Genomic DNA, 16,432 nt, shown 5'->3' on the forward strand with positions numbered 1-16,432 from the left:
ACAGCTTTCAACTGCAAAACTTTTCCACGCAACGTACAAAAATTTCTACTCCCATACCCAAAGCAGTTTCATCAAAATCAAATCGAGGATGATGGTGAGGATAAGCTAAGTTTTTGCTGAGATTAGCAGAGCCTAAAAAGAAGTAGCATCCTGGGACTTCTTGTAAGAAAAATGACATATCTTCACCACCCATTGTTTGACATTCCGGCACGATACCAATGGGCGTTTCTACAACTTTTTCAGCTTGCGATCGCACCAAATCTGCTATTTCTGCATTATTAATTACAGGTGGGTACAATTGCCAGTATTCTAACTCGTAACTCGCACCTTGACTCTGACAAACACCTGCAATAATTTGTTCAAATCGTTGACCGAAATAGCCGTCATATTTCGGATTAAAATAGCGGACTGTACCGCCCAGATGGGCTGAATCTGCAATGACGTTATGGGCAGAACCAGCATGAAATTCTCCTACTGTGACGACAGCAGAATCAATTGGATCGACATTTCGCGCCACAATTGTTTGTAAAGCATTCACAACTTGACTGGCGACGAGAATTGCATCTACTGTTTGATGCGGCATTGCACCATGTCCGCCTTTCCCCTTAATTTTGAGGTCGAATAGTTCTACCGCAGCCATTAACGCGCCGCTACGCACTCCAACCGTACCCAAAGGTAAGTTATTCCACAGATGCAAACCGATAATTGCATCCACATCGGGATTTTTTAACACTCCCGCTTCAATCATGGGTTTTGCGCCGCCTGGTCCTTCTTCTGCTGGTTGAAAGATAATTTTTACAGTACCTGCAAAATCTTCTTGGTGCTGAGATAGATAGTATGCTGTCCCTAGTGCGATCGCGGTATGTCCGTCGTGTCCGCAAGCGTGCATTACACCATCATGCTGCGACTTATAAGGCACGTCATTTTGTTCTTGGATGGGTAACGCATCCATATCGGCGCGAATGGCTAGAACGGGCGCACAGCTGTGCGTCCCTACAGATTTTTTGCCTTTGATTGTGGTTACGATTCCTGTTTTGGCAATTCCTGTTTGGTGTTCGATGCCCCATTCTTGTAGCTTTTGGGTAATAAATTCAGATGTAATAAGTTCCTTAAACCCTAGTTCTGGACGTTGATGCAGCCGCCGCCGCCATTCTACCAATTGCGCTTGCAACGCTTGGATATCTGGGCGAATGCGAGAACGATCGACTGTGAGAGGATTTAAGGAAGTAGAAACCATGCTGAGTAAATAATCTTTTGGGGCAGAATTGCTGACATACCTATACTCAGTTTAAGGTGCAGCGAGGAAAACTGCATCTTGTATGGTTAACTGGTGCGATCGCGCTAGTCAATAGTCAAAAGTCAAGAGTTAAAAGTCAAAATAATAGGTATTTATAGTGAGATTTAAGTATAGGATGAGCAATGCCCTCATAATTAAATTAAATTGAATTTTTACTAAATTGCGATCGCAGTCTTTGGCGAAAATCTTTTGCAGCTGCTAAGGGGTTGGAGTTAGTGAGGCATTCAGCCAGTAAATTAATATCTAAACTCGGTAATATTTCGCTTCGATCTATTCTCTCATAGCCAAAGGTTTGCTGAAACTGAGAAGGCGTTTCTTCACGCAAATGATAAAGAGAGAAATTCTCATTTTGCCAAAACCAAACTTCTCGTACATTCAATCGCTGATAGAGTTCTAATTTATTAATTCCACCGCCAGTTACTACTACTTCAATAGCTAAATTGGGAAAATCTTTTTCAGTGCCAATACAATAGCTTTCATCTGGTTCTCCACCTGCTTGGCTTTCTTCCTTGCGAAAAGTCGTAGAACCTGTAGGAAAGTACTCTGTATCTGTTTCTAAAAAGAAAAGTTCTAATAATCCACCAATACGAGTTTTTCCCTTTTCATGACGGCGACTTGGCGACACAATTTCTAAAACTCCATCCAAATAAGCAACCCGATAGCCAGAATTATCGCCTAAATCGGCAACTAAGGCTTCGTAATGCTGCCAACTCACTCCAGTAACAATCCGTTTCTCTTCTGGATCGTCAGCTTGCAGGCGTTGAGTTAAATCGTTGAGTAACACCATAGTCGAAAGTCAAAAGTTAAAAGTCAAAAGTCAAAATAATATGTTAAAGACAATCTTCTATAGCCCTCCTTATTAAGGGAGATTTCTATAGCCCCCCTTAAAAAGGGGGGTTGGGGGGATCTTTCTGCCGTAGTCAAAAAGTTATTGGTTAATAGATATACTATAAAAACCAATCTTCAACTGGGTTCATTTCAACACATTTCAATCTGCAAAATCGAAGATCTTGGAGATCCCCCAACCCCCTTAAAAAGGGGGCTAAGACTCGAAATTGAATCGTATATCTTGGAGACTCCCAACCCCCCAAAGAGTCTATTATAATTCGATCCTAACCCGAAACAGGCTGCGGTTCCCCCACTGCTTCCACAGCTTCAGTAGCGCGATCGCGGACGTATTCAACTGCCCATAAAATAGCTTCAGGAGTTGCAGGAGAAGCTAAAGGAACGTAATCTGTATCCCCAAACGCCGCCACTGCTGCCCGAATCGCTTCCCGTACCGAAAGCGCCAACATCAACGGGGGTTCGCCGACAGCTTTACTACCATAAATTACCCCATCTTGAGCCGCCCGTTCTAACAAATGTAAATTGAAACTTTCCGGTATTTCCCCAATTGTAGGAATTTTATACGTACTAGGGGCATAAGTGCGAATGCGTCCTTTCTCATCCCACACCAACTCTTCCATCGTCAGCCAACCCATCCCCTGTACGAAACCACCTTCAATTTGCCCGCGATCGACTAAGGGATTTAAAGATTCTCCCACATCATGCACGATGTCAACTTGTCGTAACTTAAAGTTACCTGTAAAGCCGTCTACCTCAACTTCACTCACCGCCGCCCCGTAAGCATAATAGTAAAACGGTCTGCCTTTACCCGTCGCATCATCCCAATAAATATTAGGAGTGCGATAATACCCTGTAGCAGCAAGACTAATGCGATCGCCATACGCCTGTTTCGTCACCTCTTCAAAATGAATTCGCGCTGAAGGGTAAGTGCGACAGTAAATCCAATCGTCAGCAAATACCATCTCTTCGGGTGTATCCAACTTTAATAACCCAGCCGCCACCACAGCCAGCCGAGATTTCAGCGTTTCGCAAGCATCTTTCACCGCTTGTCCGTTTAAGTCTGCACCGCTAGAAGCAGCAGTTGCAGAGGTATTCGGTACTTTTTCCGTACTCGTAGGCATGATCCGCAGGCGTTCGATCTTTACCCCTAGCGTTTGGGCGGCGACTTGCAACATTTTGGTATGCAACCCCTGTCCCATTTCCGTACCGCCGTGATTCAGTTGAATGCTACCGTCGGTGTAGATGAGGACTAATGCGCCTGCTTGGTTGTATTGAGTTTTATTAAATGAAATCCCGAATTTAATCGGAGTAATTGCCAAACCGCGTTTTTTGTAAGTGCTAGCTTGGTTGTACTGCGCGATCGCCTCTCTACGTGCGGTAAAATTCGAGCTATCTTTTACCTGTTGCCAAACTTTAGTAATGCGGTTATCAAAAATTTCTTGGTCGTAATGAGTCGTATTCGTTTCTCCTTCCCCGTGGTAAAAGTTGCGTTCTCGCACCACTTCTGGCGGTAAACCCAAATACCGTGCTACTCGATCCATAATATCTTCAATAACTACCATGCCTTGAGGACCGCCAAAACCTCGAAATGCTGTATTCGAGACTTTGTTAGTTTTGGCAATTTGTCCTCTGACTTCTAAATGGGGAATGTAATAAGCATTATCTACATGTAACATTGCCCGCAAAAGTACGGGAGGAGATAAATCCAAACTCCAGCCACCATCGGCATATAAATCTACATCCAAAGCAACGATTTTGCCATCATTAGTAAAACCGACTTTATATTGTCCTAAAAAGCCGTGACGCTTGCCCGTCAAAATTATATCGTGGTGACGTTTTAATTTTACCCGCACCGGACGACCTGTTTTACATGCTGCGATCGCGGCTACACCTGCAAAAGGATTTGCTTGCGATTCTTTTCCGCCAAATCCGCCACCCATTCTGATACAAGTGACGACAACTTGATTCTTATTAATTCCCAACACGCGGGAAACGACAATTTGTGTTTCTGTGGGATGCTGGGTAGAAGCATAGACTTGGTAATTACCTTCTCCGTCTGGTATGACCCAACTCGCATGGGTTTCCAGGTAGAAATGATCCTGACCGTTCATTGCCATTTCACCTTCAACATAGCAATCTACCTGCTGTAAAGCTGTTGTTGGATCGCCTCGTTTAATCACTCTCGGTTTAAGATGAAAGCTACCTGCTGCGATCGCGTCTTTTATCGTCAGAATTGGTTCTAGTGGTTCGTATTCGACGACAACTTTTTCTGCACCCAGTCTTGCAACTTCATCGGTTTCCCCTGCTACCCAAACTACTGCTTGTCCGTAGTAACTAATTTCCTTGTCGGGAAGCAGGATTTCATCGTAGACAATCGTTCCAGTATCGTTTACGCCTGGTACGTCTGCGGCGGTGATGACTGTGACGACACCATCAATTTCATATGCGCCAGCAGGATCGATTTTTGTAATTCGCGCTTTTGCGTGGGGAGAGAGTACGGGGTAGAGGGAAAGCATCCCTGCTGGTAAGCGTTGGTCGTCAGTATAAATTGCTTTACCGCTGACGTGTCCGGCGGCGCTTTCGTGGCTTCTTGTTTTCCCTACTGTCATCTCGTCCCCCTCAAGGTTATGTGATTTTGGTCGCGCAAAGACGCAGAGGCGCAAAGATAAGGAAGTCAAAAGCTAAAAGTTAAAAGTCAAAATCACTAACAACTACCAACTACCAACTACCCATTACCCATTTCCACAAAAAACTTCTCAAACAAATTCGCAACTAGCATCTTGCGATACTCGGCGCTACCTCGCAAGTCGGTAAGTGGTGTGAAGGCTTGTTTCAATTCTTGCTTGGCTTGTTTTACTGTTTCAGCATTCCAGGGTTTGCCAATTAGCTTCGATTCTACTGCTACTGCCCTGGCTGGTGTTGCGGCAACTCCGCCATATGCGAGTCTGGCGTGTTCGATTCGATCGCGATCGCCTAAATCGATCGTAAATGCGGCTGCGACAATACTAATATCGTCCGTGCCGCGTTTGCCTACTTTATAAGATTGACTCAAGCGGCGAGTCGCGCCAGGTGTAATGTTTTTGGGAATTTGAACGGAGACGATGACTTCTCCTGGCTGCAAATCTGTTTTTCTATATCCTTTGAAGAAATCTGCAATGGGAACAGTTCTTTCACCTTCAATTCCAGCTATACGCAGTTGGGCATCTAAAGCGAGTAATACTGGAGGCAAGTCGCCAATTGGTGAAGCTGTACCGATATTACCGCCTAATGTGGCTCGATTTCTAATTTGACGCGCCGCAAACCAGTGCAGCATCTCATCCATTGCTGGAAAGACACCGCGTAAGTTATCTTCTATATGACTTAGTGGTACTGCTGCGCCAATTTCTACTAATTCAGGTGTATTTGTCAGCGTTTTCAATTCTGCTACCGCTTCTAAGGAAATCAGCACCGGAAAGCTTTTGCTATGATGGCTCATTTCCAGTCCTAAGTCTGTTGCCCCTGCGACTAAGCTAGCGCCAGGATGCTGTTGCAGTAATTCTAAAACTGTCTGTAGTTGCGTCGGGCGATAAAACTTTTGGTTTTCACAACTGTAGCTAATTTGACTGACTTCAGTTGTTGCTTGTGCTACCTTCTGGCTGAAACAATCGCTTGGCGGCTGCATTTGCATCACTTGTTGGGCAGCACGGCGAATTGGCAAATATCCCGTACAACGGCACAAGTTTCCTTCTATTGCCATATCGTCTACTTGGCGATCGTAGTAGGCAGCGAACATACTCATAATAAAGCCAGGGGTACAGTAGCCACACTGGGAACCACCTGTTTCTACCATTGCGGCTTGAACTGGGTGTAACTGTCCGTTGGCAACCCCTTCTACAGTAATAATTTCTCTTCCCGCTACTGCACCCAAGGGAATAAGACAGCTATTCACTGCTTGATAGTGGGGTTTTCCATCCGCGCCTTCACCTACAATGGCAACAGTACATGCTCCACAGTCGCCATCCCCACAGCCTTCTTTCGTCCCGATGCGTCCGCTTTGCCGCAAGTACTCTAACAGCGTTATCGTAGGTGAGACATCTTTTAGGCGGACTGTTTCGCCATTGATGGTTAAAATTAAGCGTTCTGGTGATAATTGCTGCACTTTCTAAATCCACATAGTTAAAAAGTGACTTCGCGATCGATCTTAGACGAGTCAGCCACTGGGCTGCATAAAAGTGCTTGACCAATGCGATCGCGCCATCCAATTAAATTTATTTAAGTATACTGTATACAATAAAAATGCCAGAATAAAAGTATTCTGAAATACTGAAATGAGGAAATTGTGGCGATCGCGACCTCTAGTACTTTGCTGAGAGGCGCTTAATCCTACTTCACTATTGTTAAAAATTTTTAGAAAATGCCGCAGCGATCGCAAATTGCAGTAAATTCGTTTTTGGTTGTAGTCTTATATTCATAAGGAATCTAGCAATATGTTTTCAGCATCGTTTTTACCATCAATCCTAGTTCCGCTGACGGTTCTAGTATTTCCTTCCGTAGCAATGGCTTTGTTGTTTCTCTACATCGAGCGTGAAGACCCCTCAGGGATCTAGAGAGTTCGGGACTATGGCAGAAGGCAGTTATGCTGAGGGCAGAAGGAAAATACCTTTCATGTAAAGAAGACAAGCTGCTTTCATGTCCTCATCTTTCCACGCTATAACTCTGTTAACTCAGCCCTGTTTCCTAATCCCTAATTAAAAACCGCTTACCTAAACTGGATAAGCGGTTTTTTTAGCATTATTGTCGATAACGATATACTCGATCCCAAGAACTTCAGCTAGCTAGTACAGCATTGCAGAATTAGGGCGATCGTTCAAGGTCTGTCAAAAGTCTCCAATAGGAACGTCATAATTTTTGACTTTTGGCTTTTGCCTTTTGACTTTTGCAAAAGTTCTTACAACGAGGAACCTAAATGAGTGTAAGAACCGTAAAAGAATGTTCCAACAACAACAATCACGCCCAAACCAGCAATAGTTGCTACAACCCAAAGGGGTATTCTTCCACTTCCAGACACAGCTTTTTCTCCTACCTAAATTACACGGTTAGATAAATTAAAGACAACAGCCTTGAATCTAGTTAGTTGAAGAAATAACTAGAAAACAAAATGCCCAGCACGAATATTAGCAGCAAACCCAAGTATAGGGAAGTCCGGTTTAATTCTACAGGCTGGTTATTAGGGTTTTTCGATCTCTCTAATGGCATAAACTTCTCCTATCGCTGAATAAACTGCATAGAAGCGATCGCACCTAAGAAAAATACTGTCGGTACAGCTAAGGTGTGAACGGCTAGCCAGCGGACGGTAAAAATTGGATATTGAATTGGTTGATTGACTTGATTGGTATTCATTTCAAACTACTTTCCTATAAATTCCTCGATCTGTTTTCTGCTTTCAAAGCGATCGCTCACGATTGGCAACTCTTGCCGTTCTTGGGGATAGTATTCGTTTGGTCGGGGTGTTCCAAATACATCATAGGCAAGACCAGTACTAACAAATAACCAGCCAGCGATAAACAAAGCTGGAATCGTAATACTGTGAATCACCCAGTAACGCACGCTGGTAATAATATCCGAAAACGGACGCTCGCCTGTCGTTCCTGACATTTACCTTCCTCCATTAAGAACCATTACTTTCTTACTCATTATCATACGAAACCTTGACCAGTAGTTAGCGATTAGTCGGGAGTAAAGAATGGCTGCGAACATTTGATAATTGGTTGACAGTAGACAGCTATCAGTAGCTAGGCGCTAGTGGCTAGAGTTTCTTCCTTGTCTCCCTTGTCTCTCTTGTCTCCCTTGTCTCTTTCTTCCCGATCCCCAAATTCATTAAGCTGATTCTGCTTGACCTTGATAACGCAGCAAAATTCCGCGCTGACCGATAATAAATCCTTTCTCTGGAGAGAGAAAGACGATCTTGTAAAGATTCGAGGGGACTGATTCTACGCCTCGGTCTTTTTGCCAAGTTTTTCCGCCATCTGGACTGCAAAGTAGATTACCGCTACCACCAGTCACCCAAATTTCTTCAGGTGTCCGGTAAGCCAAATCTAACAATCCCCAACTAGTAGATAACTCTGGATTTTGTACTTCTTCCCATTCTTCTGTATTATCTGCCTTAGTAAATTGCACCTGACCGCCTCGTGCCAGCATCCATACACGCCCGTCTTTACCAAATCCCATATTTTGCAGGCGACGGGAACTATTCCGGTTATGACCTTGCCATGCCGTTTGACCTGGTTCCCAGGTTGAATAGAAATTCCCCTTAGCAGAAACAGCAATGTACTTACCATCTTCGGAACGCGCCACGTTTCGCAGCACGCCTACGGCTTCCTGTACCATTGCTTTCCAGTTTTTACCACCGTCAGTAGTGCGGTAAATTGCGCCTACATCTGTAGTCATCTCCGCTGACTGTTGCCCCAGCGCCACGATTGTGTTTGGGTTGCCTGGTAGCTTTTCACTTAAGAGAATCCGCGACCAAGTTTCGCCACCATCATTTGTATGTAGCAGTAAAGATGGTTCGCCAACAATCCATCCTTCTTGACCGGAAAAACTCACGGAAGACAGAATAAAGTTTTTGTCACCTAAATCCAAACTCTTCTGCTGCCAGGTTTTGCCACCATCCTTAGTTTCAAATAAAGCAGATTTATTCCCCACTAACCAGCCATGTTGGGTATCGTCCGTAAAGCCAACATCTTGCAAGTTAACATCCGTTGGTAAAGTAACTACCTCCCAAGGATTGTAACTAGTAGAGGGAACGCTACTACAGCCGACGCACAGCAAGACGACTGCTACGAGGACAACAATCTTTTGCCAAAATTTTAACGGTGAAAACATGCTGATTTTACGTGCTCTACTTAAACAAATTGAATGTATTGTAAGAATATTTCAGTATGCCGATAGGTCGAATGAAAGCCTATCTACTTGTCAGCATACAGATATATGGTTAGGCGATCGCCGTCTGCACCAAGCTTGCCTGACAGCAGGTTCACTGTAACCCATATAGGCTGAGAAAAAACAAGACGGCTAATGCTAAAGCACCAAAGATCAAAATGTTCTTCTGACCTGGAGTGAGCTGATTCACGCCAAGCCCGTAGCCGAGATTTTCCTTAAAGCCAGAGGCTTGTCCCACTGGACCAATGTTGGCAAATGCGTTTTTACGCGCTCCACAAACTGGACATCGCCAAGTAGAAGATAGTTCTGCAAATGGTATGCCAGGGGCAATATCGTGCTTATCATCGCCGCGATCGGGTTCGTACACATAGCCGCAAGCCCGACATTCATATCGGTCTAGCGCTTGGGTATCAATAGCTGGTTCGCTCATAGTAAGGCAAATGAGAAAGTAGAGGCGCAAAACTTAAAATCATGTTAAAAATTATGACGCGAAATGACTTCTTCTACAAGGGGTAAGGGAGCAGTTATCAGTGACCAGTGACCAGTGACCAGTGACTGATTAACATGCACCACTCTCTCTTAACAAATTCCGAATTTTCCTCACTCCTCGCTCCTCGCTCCTCATCCCTAACTCATGCATAGATTTTCTCAATCAGAAGCAGAACTGAATCGAATGATGCCAAGGGTTAGGTTTTGCTAGTGCGTGAAACCCAAATATATATAATATGTAAAGACAGATAACAAAATTATTGACTCTAGCAACGGTAATTATCCATCGTGTTTGTTCTTAGCGGCTACGAGTATTTACTAGGCTTCCTCTTAATCTGTAGTTTAGTTCCAGCGCTTGCCCTTTCTGCATCTAAGCTCCTCCGACCGAGCGGACGCAGCCCAGAACGCCGGACGACATACGAATCAGGCATGGAACCCATAGGCGGAGCCTGGATTCAGTTCAATATCCGCTACTATATGTTTGCACTGGTCTTCGTGGTCTTTGATGTAGAAACAGTATTTCTCTATCCTTGGGCAGTTGCATTCCACAGCCTCGGTCTGTTGGCTTTTATCGAAGCCCTCATTTTCATTGCAATCTTAGTTGTTGCCCTTGTATATGCATGGCGTAAAGGAGCTTTGGAATGGTCTTAAATATCGATCCAGCCGGACAAAAAGAACGCATCATTAACCCAATCGAGCGCCCTTCAGTTACTCAAGAACTATCTGAAAACGTCATTCTCACCACGGTTGACGATCTCTATAACTGGTCTAGACTCTCTAGTTTGTGGCCTCTATTGTTTGGTACGGCGTGCTGCTTTATCGAATTTGCTGCTTTAATTGGCTCGCGATTTGACTTCGATCGCTTCGGACTCATCCCCCGTTCTAGCCCCCGTCAAGCTGACTTAATCATCACAGCTGGCACGATCACGATGAAGATGGCTCCGCAGTTGGTGCGGCTCTACGAACAAATGCCAAACCCCAAGTACGTCATTGCTATGGGAGCTTGCACTATCACTGGTGGTATGTTCAGCGTGGATTCGCCAACCGCCGTGCGGGGTGTCGATAAATTGATTCCCGTCGATGTTTACTTACCTGGTTGCCCTCCTCGTCCCGAAGCTATCATCGATGCAATCATCAAGTTACGCAAGAAAATTGCGAACGAGTCGATGCAGGAGCGGACTCCAATCAAGCAAACTCACCGCTACTACAGCACGACCCATAGCATGAAGGTTGTACCACCTATCAGCGATGGTAAATATCTACAGGTTGCTACACGGCAAGCGCCACCGAAGGAGCTGACAGAGGCAATTGGTATGCCCATACCACCAGCCCTGCAATCTGTTGCCAAAAAAGAGGAAGTGAACCGTGGCTGAAGAAGAAACAAAAGAAGAGACTAAACCCGTACCTGCCGAAGAAACAAAAATTGTCGAAGCGGGAAAGACTTCCAAGTGGTTGAAGGAAAACGGCTTCGATCACGAAGTTATGGAGCCAGACCACTTGGGAGTGGAGATTATTAAAGTCGATCGCAATTTTCTCTTGCCGATCGCCACAGCACTATATGCTTACGGTTTTAACTATCTCCAGTGTCAGTGCGGCTACGATTCTGGTCCAGGACAAGATTTAGTCAGCATGTATCATTTAATCAAGCTGAGCGATAATGCTGACAGACCAGAGGAAGTGCGGATTAAAGTTTTTCTGCCTAGAGAAGACCCCCGCATACCTTCGGTTTACTGGATTTGGAAAGCCGTAGACTGGCAAGAACGAGAATCGTACGATATGTTTGGCATCGTCTATGAAGGACATCCAAATTTGAAACGGCTGCTCATGCCTGAAGATTGGGTTGGTTTTCCCTTACGTAAAGATTACGTCTCCCCCGACTTCTACGAATTGCAGGATGCTTTTTAACAGTGACCAGTGACCAGTGACCAGTGACCAGAATGAACATCGATCGCTGATTTAGTTTTTGTAGAGACGTTACGTGTAACGTCTCTACAAATTTTTGACATAAATGCGATCGCAGCGTGCTGTTTCTACCCCTGTTGCAGGTTGATAGCCGCTGCTTTCGTATAATTTAATCGCTTCTACAAGAACGCTGGCAGTTTCAATCCAAATTTGCTGAAATCCCTTCGCTGCGATCGCTTTTTCTAACTCTTGTAATAAAAATCTCCCCAAACCCAACTTTCTAGCTTGGGATAGAAGATACATTTTTCTAATTTCTACAGCTGTCTCGCCACGATGGAAAGGATAGTAACCAGCCGTTCCCACTACTTGACCCTGGGATTCTACTACCCAAAACTCTCCACCGGTGGCTAAATAATAATTTTCGACCTCCAACACATCTCGGTCAGCACCTAGAGGTTCCCAATCCAAACTATATTCTGCCAACACAGAACCAATAACCGCTGCCACCAGATTGCGATCGCTTTGGCTCCAATCTCGAATGAGAAAATCTTTGTAAATAGCTTGCATAACTGGTAATGGGTAATGGGAAAGTCAAAATTCAAAAGTCGAAAGTCAAAACACTACTCACTACTCGCTACTTACTCGTGACCAATGACCAATGACCAACTAACTATGAATCCTCGGTTGAGGATGTAATGTTGATAATAACTGACTTTCTACCACTGCTAATTCTTCTAGCCTTTGGGTGAACGCAGCGCGATCGAAATAAGTATCTGCCAAAATCCAATATGTACCAAAATGTCTAGCTTCCGAAGCCATCAAACCGCGATAAAATTTAGCTAGCTCTGGTTCTGGGCAATGGGTGGCTAAAAGTCCTAACCGTTCGTGACTGCGAGCTTCAATCAAACCAGAGACGAGCAAAGAATCCAACATCCGTTCTGGCTCTTTGGCACGAATTTGCGCCTTTAACCCCGCGCCGTAAGGAGGTGGTGCTAAGGGTGCTAGAGGAATTCCTCGCCGTTCCAACCATTGGTTCACCTGCTCGAAGTGTTCCAGTTCTTCCCGGGCGATCGCTGTTAGCGATCGGACTAATTTTTGGCTCGAAGGGTAACGAAATATTAAATTTAGAGCTACCCCAGCTGCTTTGCGTTCGCATTGGGAATGATCCAATAAGATGGTATCCAAGTTAGCGATTGCTTGTTCTACCCACTCCTCGGTGGTTGGGACGACTAGAGCGTTAATTTTGGCAACTGTTAAATCGGCTACATTCATACTTACTCAATTTCACTAGAGCTGATTTTTTTGGCTTAAGCCATAATTAAAATGAAAGATTAATATCTTCCAAACATTCTTCATCCATTCTTTAACCAATATCTCCTTGAGTACAGATAGGCTGGAATCAACAAGCGGTATTATTGTTAACCCAAAACTTCTATGAGCGCAGCGCACCAACGTCGCATTATTATCGGTGATGTGCACGGTCACTATGACGGACTGATGATTTTGCTTGAGGCGATCGCCCCTGGCGCAGCCGATGAAGTTTATTTCTTGGGAGACTTAATCGATCGCGGACCGCAAAGCGCACAAGTCGTTGATTTTGTCAAGCAAAGTCCTTACTATTGCTTGCTTGGCAATCACGAACAAATGCTGCTAGATGTGTTGACTAAACGCGCTTCCAATCAAATTCGCCAAGCTTGGCTTTATAGCGGCGGATATGAGACTTTAAGCAGTTACAAAACAGCCACTATTCCTCGCGATCATATCGAATGGCTGCAAACCTTGCCTACTCACCTCGACTTAGGCGATATTTGGTTAGCTCATGCTGGACTCGATCCCAGGCTTCCCTTGGAAGAGCAGTCAGTCGAGCAATTTTGTTGGGTGCGGCAGGAATTCCACAGCATGAAGCAGCCCTTCTTTGAAAACAAACTCATTATTGTCGGTCATACAATCACGTTTACCCTACCAGGAGTACGCCCTGGAGAACTTGCCCAAGGACAAGGTTGGTTGGATATCGATACTGGTGCTTATCATCCCAGAAGCGGTTGGCTCACAGCAGTTGATATCAATAATCAGATTGTTTATCAAGTCGATGTCTACGATAAGCTAGTTCGGACATTGCCTCTGTCAGAAGCCGCGATTCGCATTAATCCTGCCCAGGTGTTAGCGCGATTGTAGAGACACTCTACCGAACGTCTCTACAAATAAAAATTAACGTAAAAGCGGGCGAATTCTAGCTCTGTAAGCGGCGCTATCTAACCCATCGCCCTCATCTGCTGCTTGAGAGTCGATCGCTTCTCTTAATCTGGCAATACGGCTCTGAGTGGCTGGATGAGTACTCAAAACAGCAGGTGTGGAACCACCTTTCTTTAATAATTTCTCCATAAACGAAACCATTGCTTCTCGATCGTAGCCAGCTTGTCCTAACATTTCTAACCCTGTCGTATCTGCTTCGTACTCATCTTTACGACTGTTAGGACGGCGTAAAGCCAGATCGACACCAATCGCCACAGCTCGGTTACGGTTTAAGCCAGCCGCAGTTGCCAGTCCTCCCGCGATCGCCGTGCTACGCATTTGCTTAATTAAGTGACGATTGGTAATGTGACCGATTTCGTGACCTAGTACGCTAGCTAATTCTGCTTCGTTATCGGCAGTACGCAGCAATTCAGTAGTGACATAGACAAAACCCCCAGCCGTAGCAAAGGCATTGACGCTGTTATTGTCTACAATTTGAAACTGGTAAGGAAGATTAGGGCGATCGCTTTCAGCCGCTACCCGTTCTCCTACCCGTTCAACATAACGATTGACGCTCGGATTGCGATAGAGGCGGAATTCTTTCCCAACCATCTGTTGGTTAATTTGCTTGCCTAACTCGACTTCCTCTTCCTCAGAAACATCAGACAGTTGGATGATTTGCGCTCCCTGTTGAATGAGATCGAACCAGGAAATGGCTTTTGCCAACCCAGCCGAACCAATCAGTAAGCCGATGACTACTGATAGTGATATGAGCGGATAAAGCCAGCGACGCTGGATGCGACGAGAGAACGAAAAGAATAGGTTGAACATCGCCGGGAATTGTTGTTTGAAAGACTGAAAAATTTTTAAACTTGCTGTAGTGATAGACGGGCAAAAAAGCTTTTGGTTGCCATATAGGGGAATGAGAAAGGCGATAAGGGGGACAAGGGGGACAAGGGGGACAAGGGGGACAAGGGGGATAAGGGGAAGAAATATAGTCTCCCCGATTCTTGTCTATTCAAATCGTAAAATATCTCTCATCGCAGTAGAATCGTGCTACCCTTTCATTGACTAGCGACCAGCAACCAGTTAATTTTGACTTTTGACTTTTGACTTTTGACTTGTTTCCCTTGTTCCCTCGTCTCTTCCCTTAAGTATGAAAATTTTAGATTCCCAAGGGCGTTTATTTGGTAAAGTCAGTCTCCTCGACATCGGAGCAGCCTTAGTCATCTTCTTGGTAGTGGTGGGGATCTTTTTCTTCCCTGGCACTTCTGGAGCGCAAATTGGCGTGACTACCAAACCTGTAGAAATTGACGTGATCGTGCGGGGTTTGAGCGTGCGCGATCCGCAACAGCTATTTGAGCAGGGACTAAAGCCAGGTGGAAAAACCAACATCATTATCCGCAATCAGCCTTACGGTCAGGTAGGCGTGAAAGCTGTTAAACAACTACCGAGAACCACCCTCGTACCTCAACCTGATGGCTCCGTGAAAGTTTTGCCCGATCCACGCGAAAATCAATACATTATGGATATGGTCGTCACTTTAGAAGGCAACGCTCAATTAACCAAAAATGGTCCAGTTATTGGTAACAGCAAACTTAAAATTGGCATTCCTGCTCAGCTAGAAGGCTTTAACTATGATTTTACTGGTGGTGTCATCGCTCTAAGATTTCCAGAAAAAGGATGAATGAGAATTCGGAATACCCCTGCGGGGAAGCAAGCTACGGAATTCGGAATTCGGAATTGAGAGTGGAGACGCAAGAATTTGCCTCCGTAAAGAGTTTATACAACAGCAGCTACAGAGCTAGTTAAGGAAGGTAAAAATTGCCGAATCAGTCCGATTGTCACGGCTGGAAGTTCTAGCTGTGGTGTCAAGCCGACTTCTGGTAATTTTTGAAAAATCTTAATGGCTTGAGGATTGATCTGGGCAAATCGCTGTCCGATTTCTGGGGAAGTGAATTCAGATTTTTGTCCCCAAATGATAGCTGTAGGAACGGTCAGTTGGGGAATATAGAGAGATAAGTCGAAGCACAAGTCGCCACGGACAAAAGATAAGGCGGCGTACTCAGCGTTTGGTTGAGTCGCAGATTCGAGGTAAGCAGCAACTATTTCTTCATAAATACGGTTGGGTTGGGCAAACTGCCGCTGTTCTAAGAAACTACGAATCCCGTTACTCGTAGCAACCCCCGTGCTGTAGAGCAAGCGATCGAGAATGGGAACGCTGACGATTTGAGCAAAGAAACTACGGGAATAGTTTTCGCCAAAATCAGATAGTCCGGCAGGTGTAGTCAAGATTAAAGATTGAAATAATTCTGGACGAGCGATCGCTACCCTAACAACCATCGCTGCTGTCAGAGAGGAAGCAATAACTGTTACCGCACCCTGACAAGTCTGTTCTAAAAATTCCGCGATCGTTGTTAAATAATCTTCAACGCGATAGTTCCGTGCTGGATGCTCCGATCGCCCCCAGCCAATTAAATCGGGCGCGATAATGCGATACTCCGCAGCAAAAGCTGGATAAACCTTCGACCATTCGTAAGCTGAAGATCCGCCACCAAAACCATGTATAAAGACTAAAGTTGGTTTCTCAGCATTATCAGCTCCATCTTTCAGCCAAGGCTCTCCAGCATCGGTATAGTAAACCATTCTGCCTAGTGAGGTCATCACAGAACGCTGTTCAAATCCAGGTGGTAAAAACATAATTTGTTATTGGTCATTGGTCATTGGTCATTTGCTAATAGCTAGCCA

Annotated in this window: 22 protein-coding genes; 8 read left to right on the forward strand and 14 right to left on the reverse strand. The window is 44.9% G+C overall.

What is annotated here, in order from left to right; translation table 11 throughout:
- Positions 1-7: 7 nt before the first annotated feature.
- From CHRO_RS09575 to xdhA, 4 genes are all read right to left on the reverse strand, one after another.
- A complete protein-coding gene (locus CHRO_RS09575) occupies positions 8-1,237 on the reverse strand; it encodes a M20 metallopeptidase family protein (protein WP_015153999.1) in 1,230 nt (409 codons plus the stop codon).
- 199 nt (positions 1,238-1,436) lie between these two features.
- The gene (locus CHRO_RS09580; protein ID WP_015154000.1) at positions 1,437-2,084 is read right to left on the reverse strand and encodes a Uma2 family endonuclease; all 648 of its coding nucleotides are present in this window, start codon (positions 2,082-2,084) and stop codon (positions 1,437-1,439) included.
- Between the two features lie 325 nt (positions 2,085-2,409).
- Positions 2,410-4,752: a xanthine dehydrogenase molybdopterin binding subunit gene (gene xdhB / locus CHRO_RS09585; protein WP_015154001.1), complete on the reverse strand. Its 2,343-nt coding sequence runs from the start codon at positions 4,750-4,752 to the stop codon at positions 2,410-2,412.
- Positions 4,753-4,868: 116 nt separating this feature from the next.
- Positions 4,869-6,281, reverse strand: a complete 1,413-nt coding sequence (gene xdhA, locus CHRO_RS09590; protein WP_015154002.1) for a xanthine dehydrogenase small subunit — start codon at positions 6,279-6,281, stop codon at positions 4,869-4,871.
- Positions 6,282-6,609: 328 nt separating this feature from the next.
- Here xdhA and psaI point away from each other — a divergent pair, with 328 nt between their 5' ends.
- Positions 6,610-6,729 carry a photosystem I reaction center subunit VIII gene (psaI, locus tag CHRO_RS30385; RefSeq protein ID WP_015154003.1) on the forward strand — a complete coding sequence of 40 codons (120 nt, stop codon included), beginning with the start codon at positions 6,610-6,612 and terminating at the stop codon, positions 6,727-6,729.
- A gap of 341 nt (positions 6,730-7,070) precedes the next feature.
- On the opposite strand, the gene CHRO_RS30390 is transcribed toward psaI, so the two are convergent.
- The 5 genes from CHRO_RS30390 to CHRO_RS09605 all read right to left on the reverse strand — a co-directional run bounded on the left by CHRO_RS30390 (position 7,071) and on the right by CHRO_RS09605 (position 9,004).
- Complete coding sequence (locus CHRO_RS30390) at positions 7,071-7,190, reverse strand: photosystem II reaction center protein J (protein ID WP_015154004.1); 120 nt, start codon at positions 7,188-7,190, stop codon at positions 7,071-7,073.
- A gap of 62 nt (positions 7,191-7,252) precedes the next feature.
- Positions 7,253-7,378, reverse strand: coding sequence for a photosystem II reaction center protein PsbL (gene psbL, locus CHRO_RS30395; RefSeq protein ID WP_015154005.1), 126 nt, complete (start codon positions 7,376-7,378; stop codon positions 7,253-7,255).
- A gap of 9 nt (positions 7,379-7,387) precedes the next feature.
- Positions 7,388-7,522, reverse strand: a complete 135-nt coding sequence (gene psbF / locus CHRO_RS09595) for a cytochrome b559 subunit beta (RefSeq protein ID WP_015154006.1) — start codon at positions 7,520-7,522, stop codon at positions 7,388-7,390.
- 6 nt (positions 7,523-7,528) lie between these two features.
- A complete protein-coding gene (psbE, locus tag CHRO_RS09600) occupies positions 7,529-7,777 on the reverse strand; it encodes a cytochrome b559 subunit alpha (protein ID WP_015154007.1) in 249 nt (82 codons plus the stop codon).
- 222 nt (positions 7,778-7,999) lie between these two features.
- On the reverse strand, positions 8,000-9,004 hold the full coding sequence (locus tag CHRO_RS09605) for a photosynthesis system II assembly factor Ycf48 (protein ID WP_015154008.1): 1,005 nt from the start codon (positions 9,002-9,004) through the stop codon (positions 8,000-8,002).
- On the opposite strand from CHRO_RS09605, the gene CHRO_RS31920 reads away from it, so the two are divergent.
- Positions 9,003-9,164, forward strand: coding sequence for a hypothetical protein (locus tag CHRO_RS31920; protein ID WP_158266018.1), 162 nt, complete (start codon positions 9,003-9,005; stop codon positions 9,162-9,164). The genes CHRO_RS09605 and CHRO_RS31920 overlap by 2 nt on opposite strands.
- Here the strand turns inward: CHRO_RS31920 and CHRO_RS09610 are convergent.
- Positions 9,156-9,491 (reverse strand): rubredoxin, encoded by a 336-nt coding sequence (locus tag CHRO_RS09610; protein ID WP_015154009.1) that lies wholly within the window; start codon positions 9,489-9,491, stop codon positions 9,156-9,158. The two genes, CHRO_RS31920 and CHRO_RS09610, sit on opposite strands and share 9 nt — an antisense overlap.
- Positions 9,492-9,838: 347 nt before the next feature.
- Here CHRO_RS09610 and ndhC point away from each other — a divergent pair, with 347 nt between their 5' ends.
- From ndhC to CHRO_RS09625, 3 genes are read left to right on the forward strand one after another with little or no spacing between them, the layout of a single operon-like run.
- On the forward strand, positions 9,839-10,201 hold the full coding sequence (gene ndhC / locus CHRO_RS09615) for a photosynthetic/respiratory NAD(P)H-quinone oxidoreductase subunit C (RefSeq protein ID WP_015154010.1): 363 nt from the start codon (positions 9,839-9,841) through the stop codon (positions 10,199-10,201).
- Positions 10,192-10,923 (forward strand): photosynthetic/respiratory NAD(P)H-quinone oxidoreductase subunit K, encoded by a 732-nt coding sequence (gene ndhK, locus CHRO_RS09620; protein WP_015154011.1) that lies wholly within the window; start codon positions 10,192-10,194, stop codon positions 10,921-10,923. The genes ndhC and ndhK overlap by 10 nt, the downstream gene beginning before the upstream one ends.
- Positions 10,916-11,455, forward strand: a complete 540-nt coding sequence (locus tag CHRO_RS09625) for an NAD(P)H-quinone oxidoreductase subunit J (protein ID WP_015154012.1) — start codon at positions 10,916-10,918, stop codon at positions 11,453-11,455. Before ndhK ends, CHRO_RS09625 begins: the two co-directional genes overlap by 8 nt.
- An 84-nt stretch (positions 11,456-11,539) precedes the next feature.
- Here CHRO_RS09625 and CHRO_RS09630 read toward each other — a convergent pair whose 3' ends face one another.
- Complete coding sequence (locus CHRO_RS09630; RefSeq protein WP_015154013.1) at positions 11,540-12,019, reverse strand: GNAT family N-acetyltransferase; 480 nt, start codon at positions 12,017-12,019, stop codon at positions 11,540-11,542.
- 99 nt (positions 12,020-12,118) lie between these two features.
- Positions 12,119-12,724: a MiaE family protein gene (locus CHRO_RS09635; protein ID WP_015154014.1), complete on the reverse strand. Its 606-nt coding sequence runs from the start codon at positions 12,722-12,724 to the stop codon at positions 12,119-12,121.
- Positions 12,725-12,886: 162 nt separating this feature from the next.
- Here CHRO_RS09635 and CHRO_RS09640 point away from each other — a divergent pair, with 162 nt between their 5' ends.
- Complete coding sequence (locus CHRO_RS09640) at positions 12,887-13,627, forward strand: metallophosphoesterase family protein (RefSeq protein WP_015154015.1); 741 nt, start codon at positions 12,887-12,889, stop codon at positions 13,625-13,627.
- A gap of 33 nt (positions 13,628-13,660) precedes the next feature.
- On the opposite strand, the gene CHRO_RS09645 is transcribed toward CHRO_RS09640, so the two are convergent.
- Positions 13,661-14,515, reverse strand: coding sequence for a M48 family metallopeptidase (locus tag CHRO_RS09645; protein WP_015154016.1), 855 nt, complete (start codon positions 14,513-14,515; stop codon positions 13,661-13,663).
- A 91-nt stretch (positions 14,516-14,606) separates the two neighbouring features.
- Here CHRO_RS09645 and CHRO_RS31925 point away from each other — a divergent pair, with 91 nt between their 5' ends.
- Together CHRO_RS31925 and CHRO_RS09650 are read left to right on the forward strand one after the other, a co-directional pair.
- The gene (locus tag CHRO_RS31925; RefSeq protein ID WP_181824302.1) at positions 14,607-14,759 is read left to right on the forward strand and encodes a hypothetical protein; all 153 of its coding nucleotides are present in this window, start codon (positions 14,607-14,609) and stop codon (positions 14,757-14,759) included.
- Between the two features lie 81 nt (positions 14,760-14,840).
- Complete coding sequence (locus CHRO_RS09650; protein ID WP_015154017.1) at positions 14,841-15,371, forward strand: DUF4330 domain-containing protein; 531 nt, start codon at positions 14,841-14,843, stop codon at positions 15,369-15,371.
- Between the two features lie 95 nt (positions 15,372-15,466).
- Here the strand turns inward: CHRO_RS09650 and CHRO_RS09655 are convergent, their stop codons facing one another.
- The gene (locus tag CHRO_RS09655) at positions 15,467-16,384 is read right to left on the reverse strand and encodes an alpha/beta fold hydrolase (protein WP_015154018.1); all 918 of its coding nucleotides are present in this window, start codon (positions 16,382-16,384) and stop codon (positions 15,467-15,469) included.
- Positions 16,385-16,432: the final 48 nt, after the last annotated feature.

This window comes from Chroococcidiopsis thermalis PCC 7203, from assembly GCF_000317125.1.
GTDB lineage: Bacteria > Cyanobacteriota > Cyanobacteriia > Cyanobacteriales > Chroococcidiopsidaceae > Chroococcidiopsis > Chroococcidiopsis thermalis.

Bases quoted from the DNA above. Each gene is read 5' to 3' on its own strand.
- CHRO_RS09610 (WP_015154009.1), bottom strand. From the start codon at position 9,491: ATGAGCGAACCAGCTATTGATACCCAAGCGCTAGACCGATATGAATGT.
- CHRO_RS09655 (WP_015154018.1), bottom strand. From the start codon at position 16,384: ATGTTTTTACCACCTGGATTTGAACAGCGTTCTGTGATGACCTCACTA.
- CHRO_RS09640 (WP_015154015.1), top strand. From the start codon at position 12,887: ATGAGCGCAGCGCACCAACGTCGCATTATTATCGGTGATGTGCACGGT.
- CHRO_RS09650 (WP_015154017.1), top strand. From the start codon at position 14,841: ATGAAAATTTTAGATTCCCAAGGGCGTTTATTTGGTAAAGTCAGTCTC.
- psbL (WP_015154005.1), bottom strand. From the start codon at position 7,378: ATGCCATTAGAGAGATCGAAAAACCCTAATAACCAGCCTGTAGAATTA.
- CHRO_RS09605 (WP_015154008.1), bottom strand. From the start codon at position 9,004: ATGTTTTCACCGTTAAAATTTTGGCAAAAGATTGTTGTCCTCGTAGCA.
- psbF (WP_015154006.1), bottom strand. From the start codon at position 7,522: ATGAATACCAATCAAGTCAATCAACCAATTCAATATCCAATTTTTACC.
- CHRO_RS31925 (WP_181824302.1), top strand. From the start codon at position 14,607: ATGAGAAAGGCGATAAGGGGGACAAGGGGGACAAGGGGGACAAGGGGG.
- psaI (WP_015154003.1), top strand. From the start codon at position 6,610: ATGTTTTCAGCATCGTTTTTACCATCAATCCTAGTTCCGCTGACGGTT.
- CHRO_RS09635 (WP_015154014.1), bottom strand. From the start codon at position 12,724: ATGAATGTAGCCGATTTAACAGTTGCCAAAATTAACGCTCTAGTCGTC.
- CHRO_RS09645 (WP_015154016.1), bottom strand. From the start codon at position 14,515: ATGTTCAACCTATTCTTTTCGTTCTCTCGTCGCATCCAGCGTCGCTGG.
- CHRO_RS09630 (WP_015154013.1), bottom strand. From the start codon at position 12,019: ATGCAAGCTATTTACAAAGATTTTCTCATTCGAGATTGGAGCCAAAGC.
- psbE (WP_015154007.1), bottom strand. From the start codon at position 7,777: ATGTCAGGAACGACAGGCGAGCGTCCGTTTTCGGATATTATTACCAGC.
- CHRO_RS09575 (WP_015153999.1), bottom strand. From the start codon at position 1,237: ATGGTTTCTACTTCCTTAAATCCTCTCACAGTCGATCGTTCTCGCATT.
- CHRO_RS09580 (WP_015154000.1), bottom strand. From the start codon at position 2,084: ATGGTGTTACTCAACGATTTAACTCAACGCCTGCAAGCTGACGATCCA.
- CHRO_RS31920 (WP_158266018.1), top strand. From the start codon at position 9,003: ATGCTGATTTTACGTGCTCTACTTAAACAAATTGAATGTATTGTAAGA.
- ndhK (WP_015154011.1), top strand. From the start codon at position 10,192: ATGGTCTTAAATATCGATCCAGCCGGACAAAAAGAACGCATCATTAAC.
- xdhB (WP_015154001.1), bottom strand. From the start codon at position 4,752: ATGACAGTAGGGAAAACAAGAAGCCACGAAAGCGCCGCCGGACACGTC.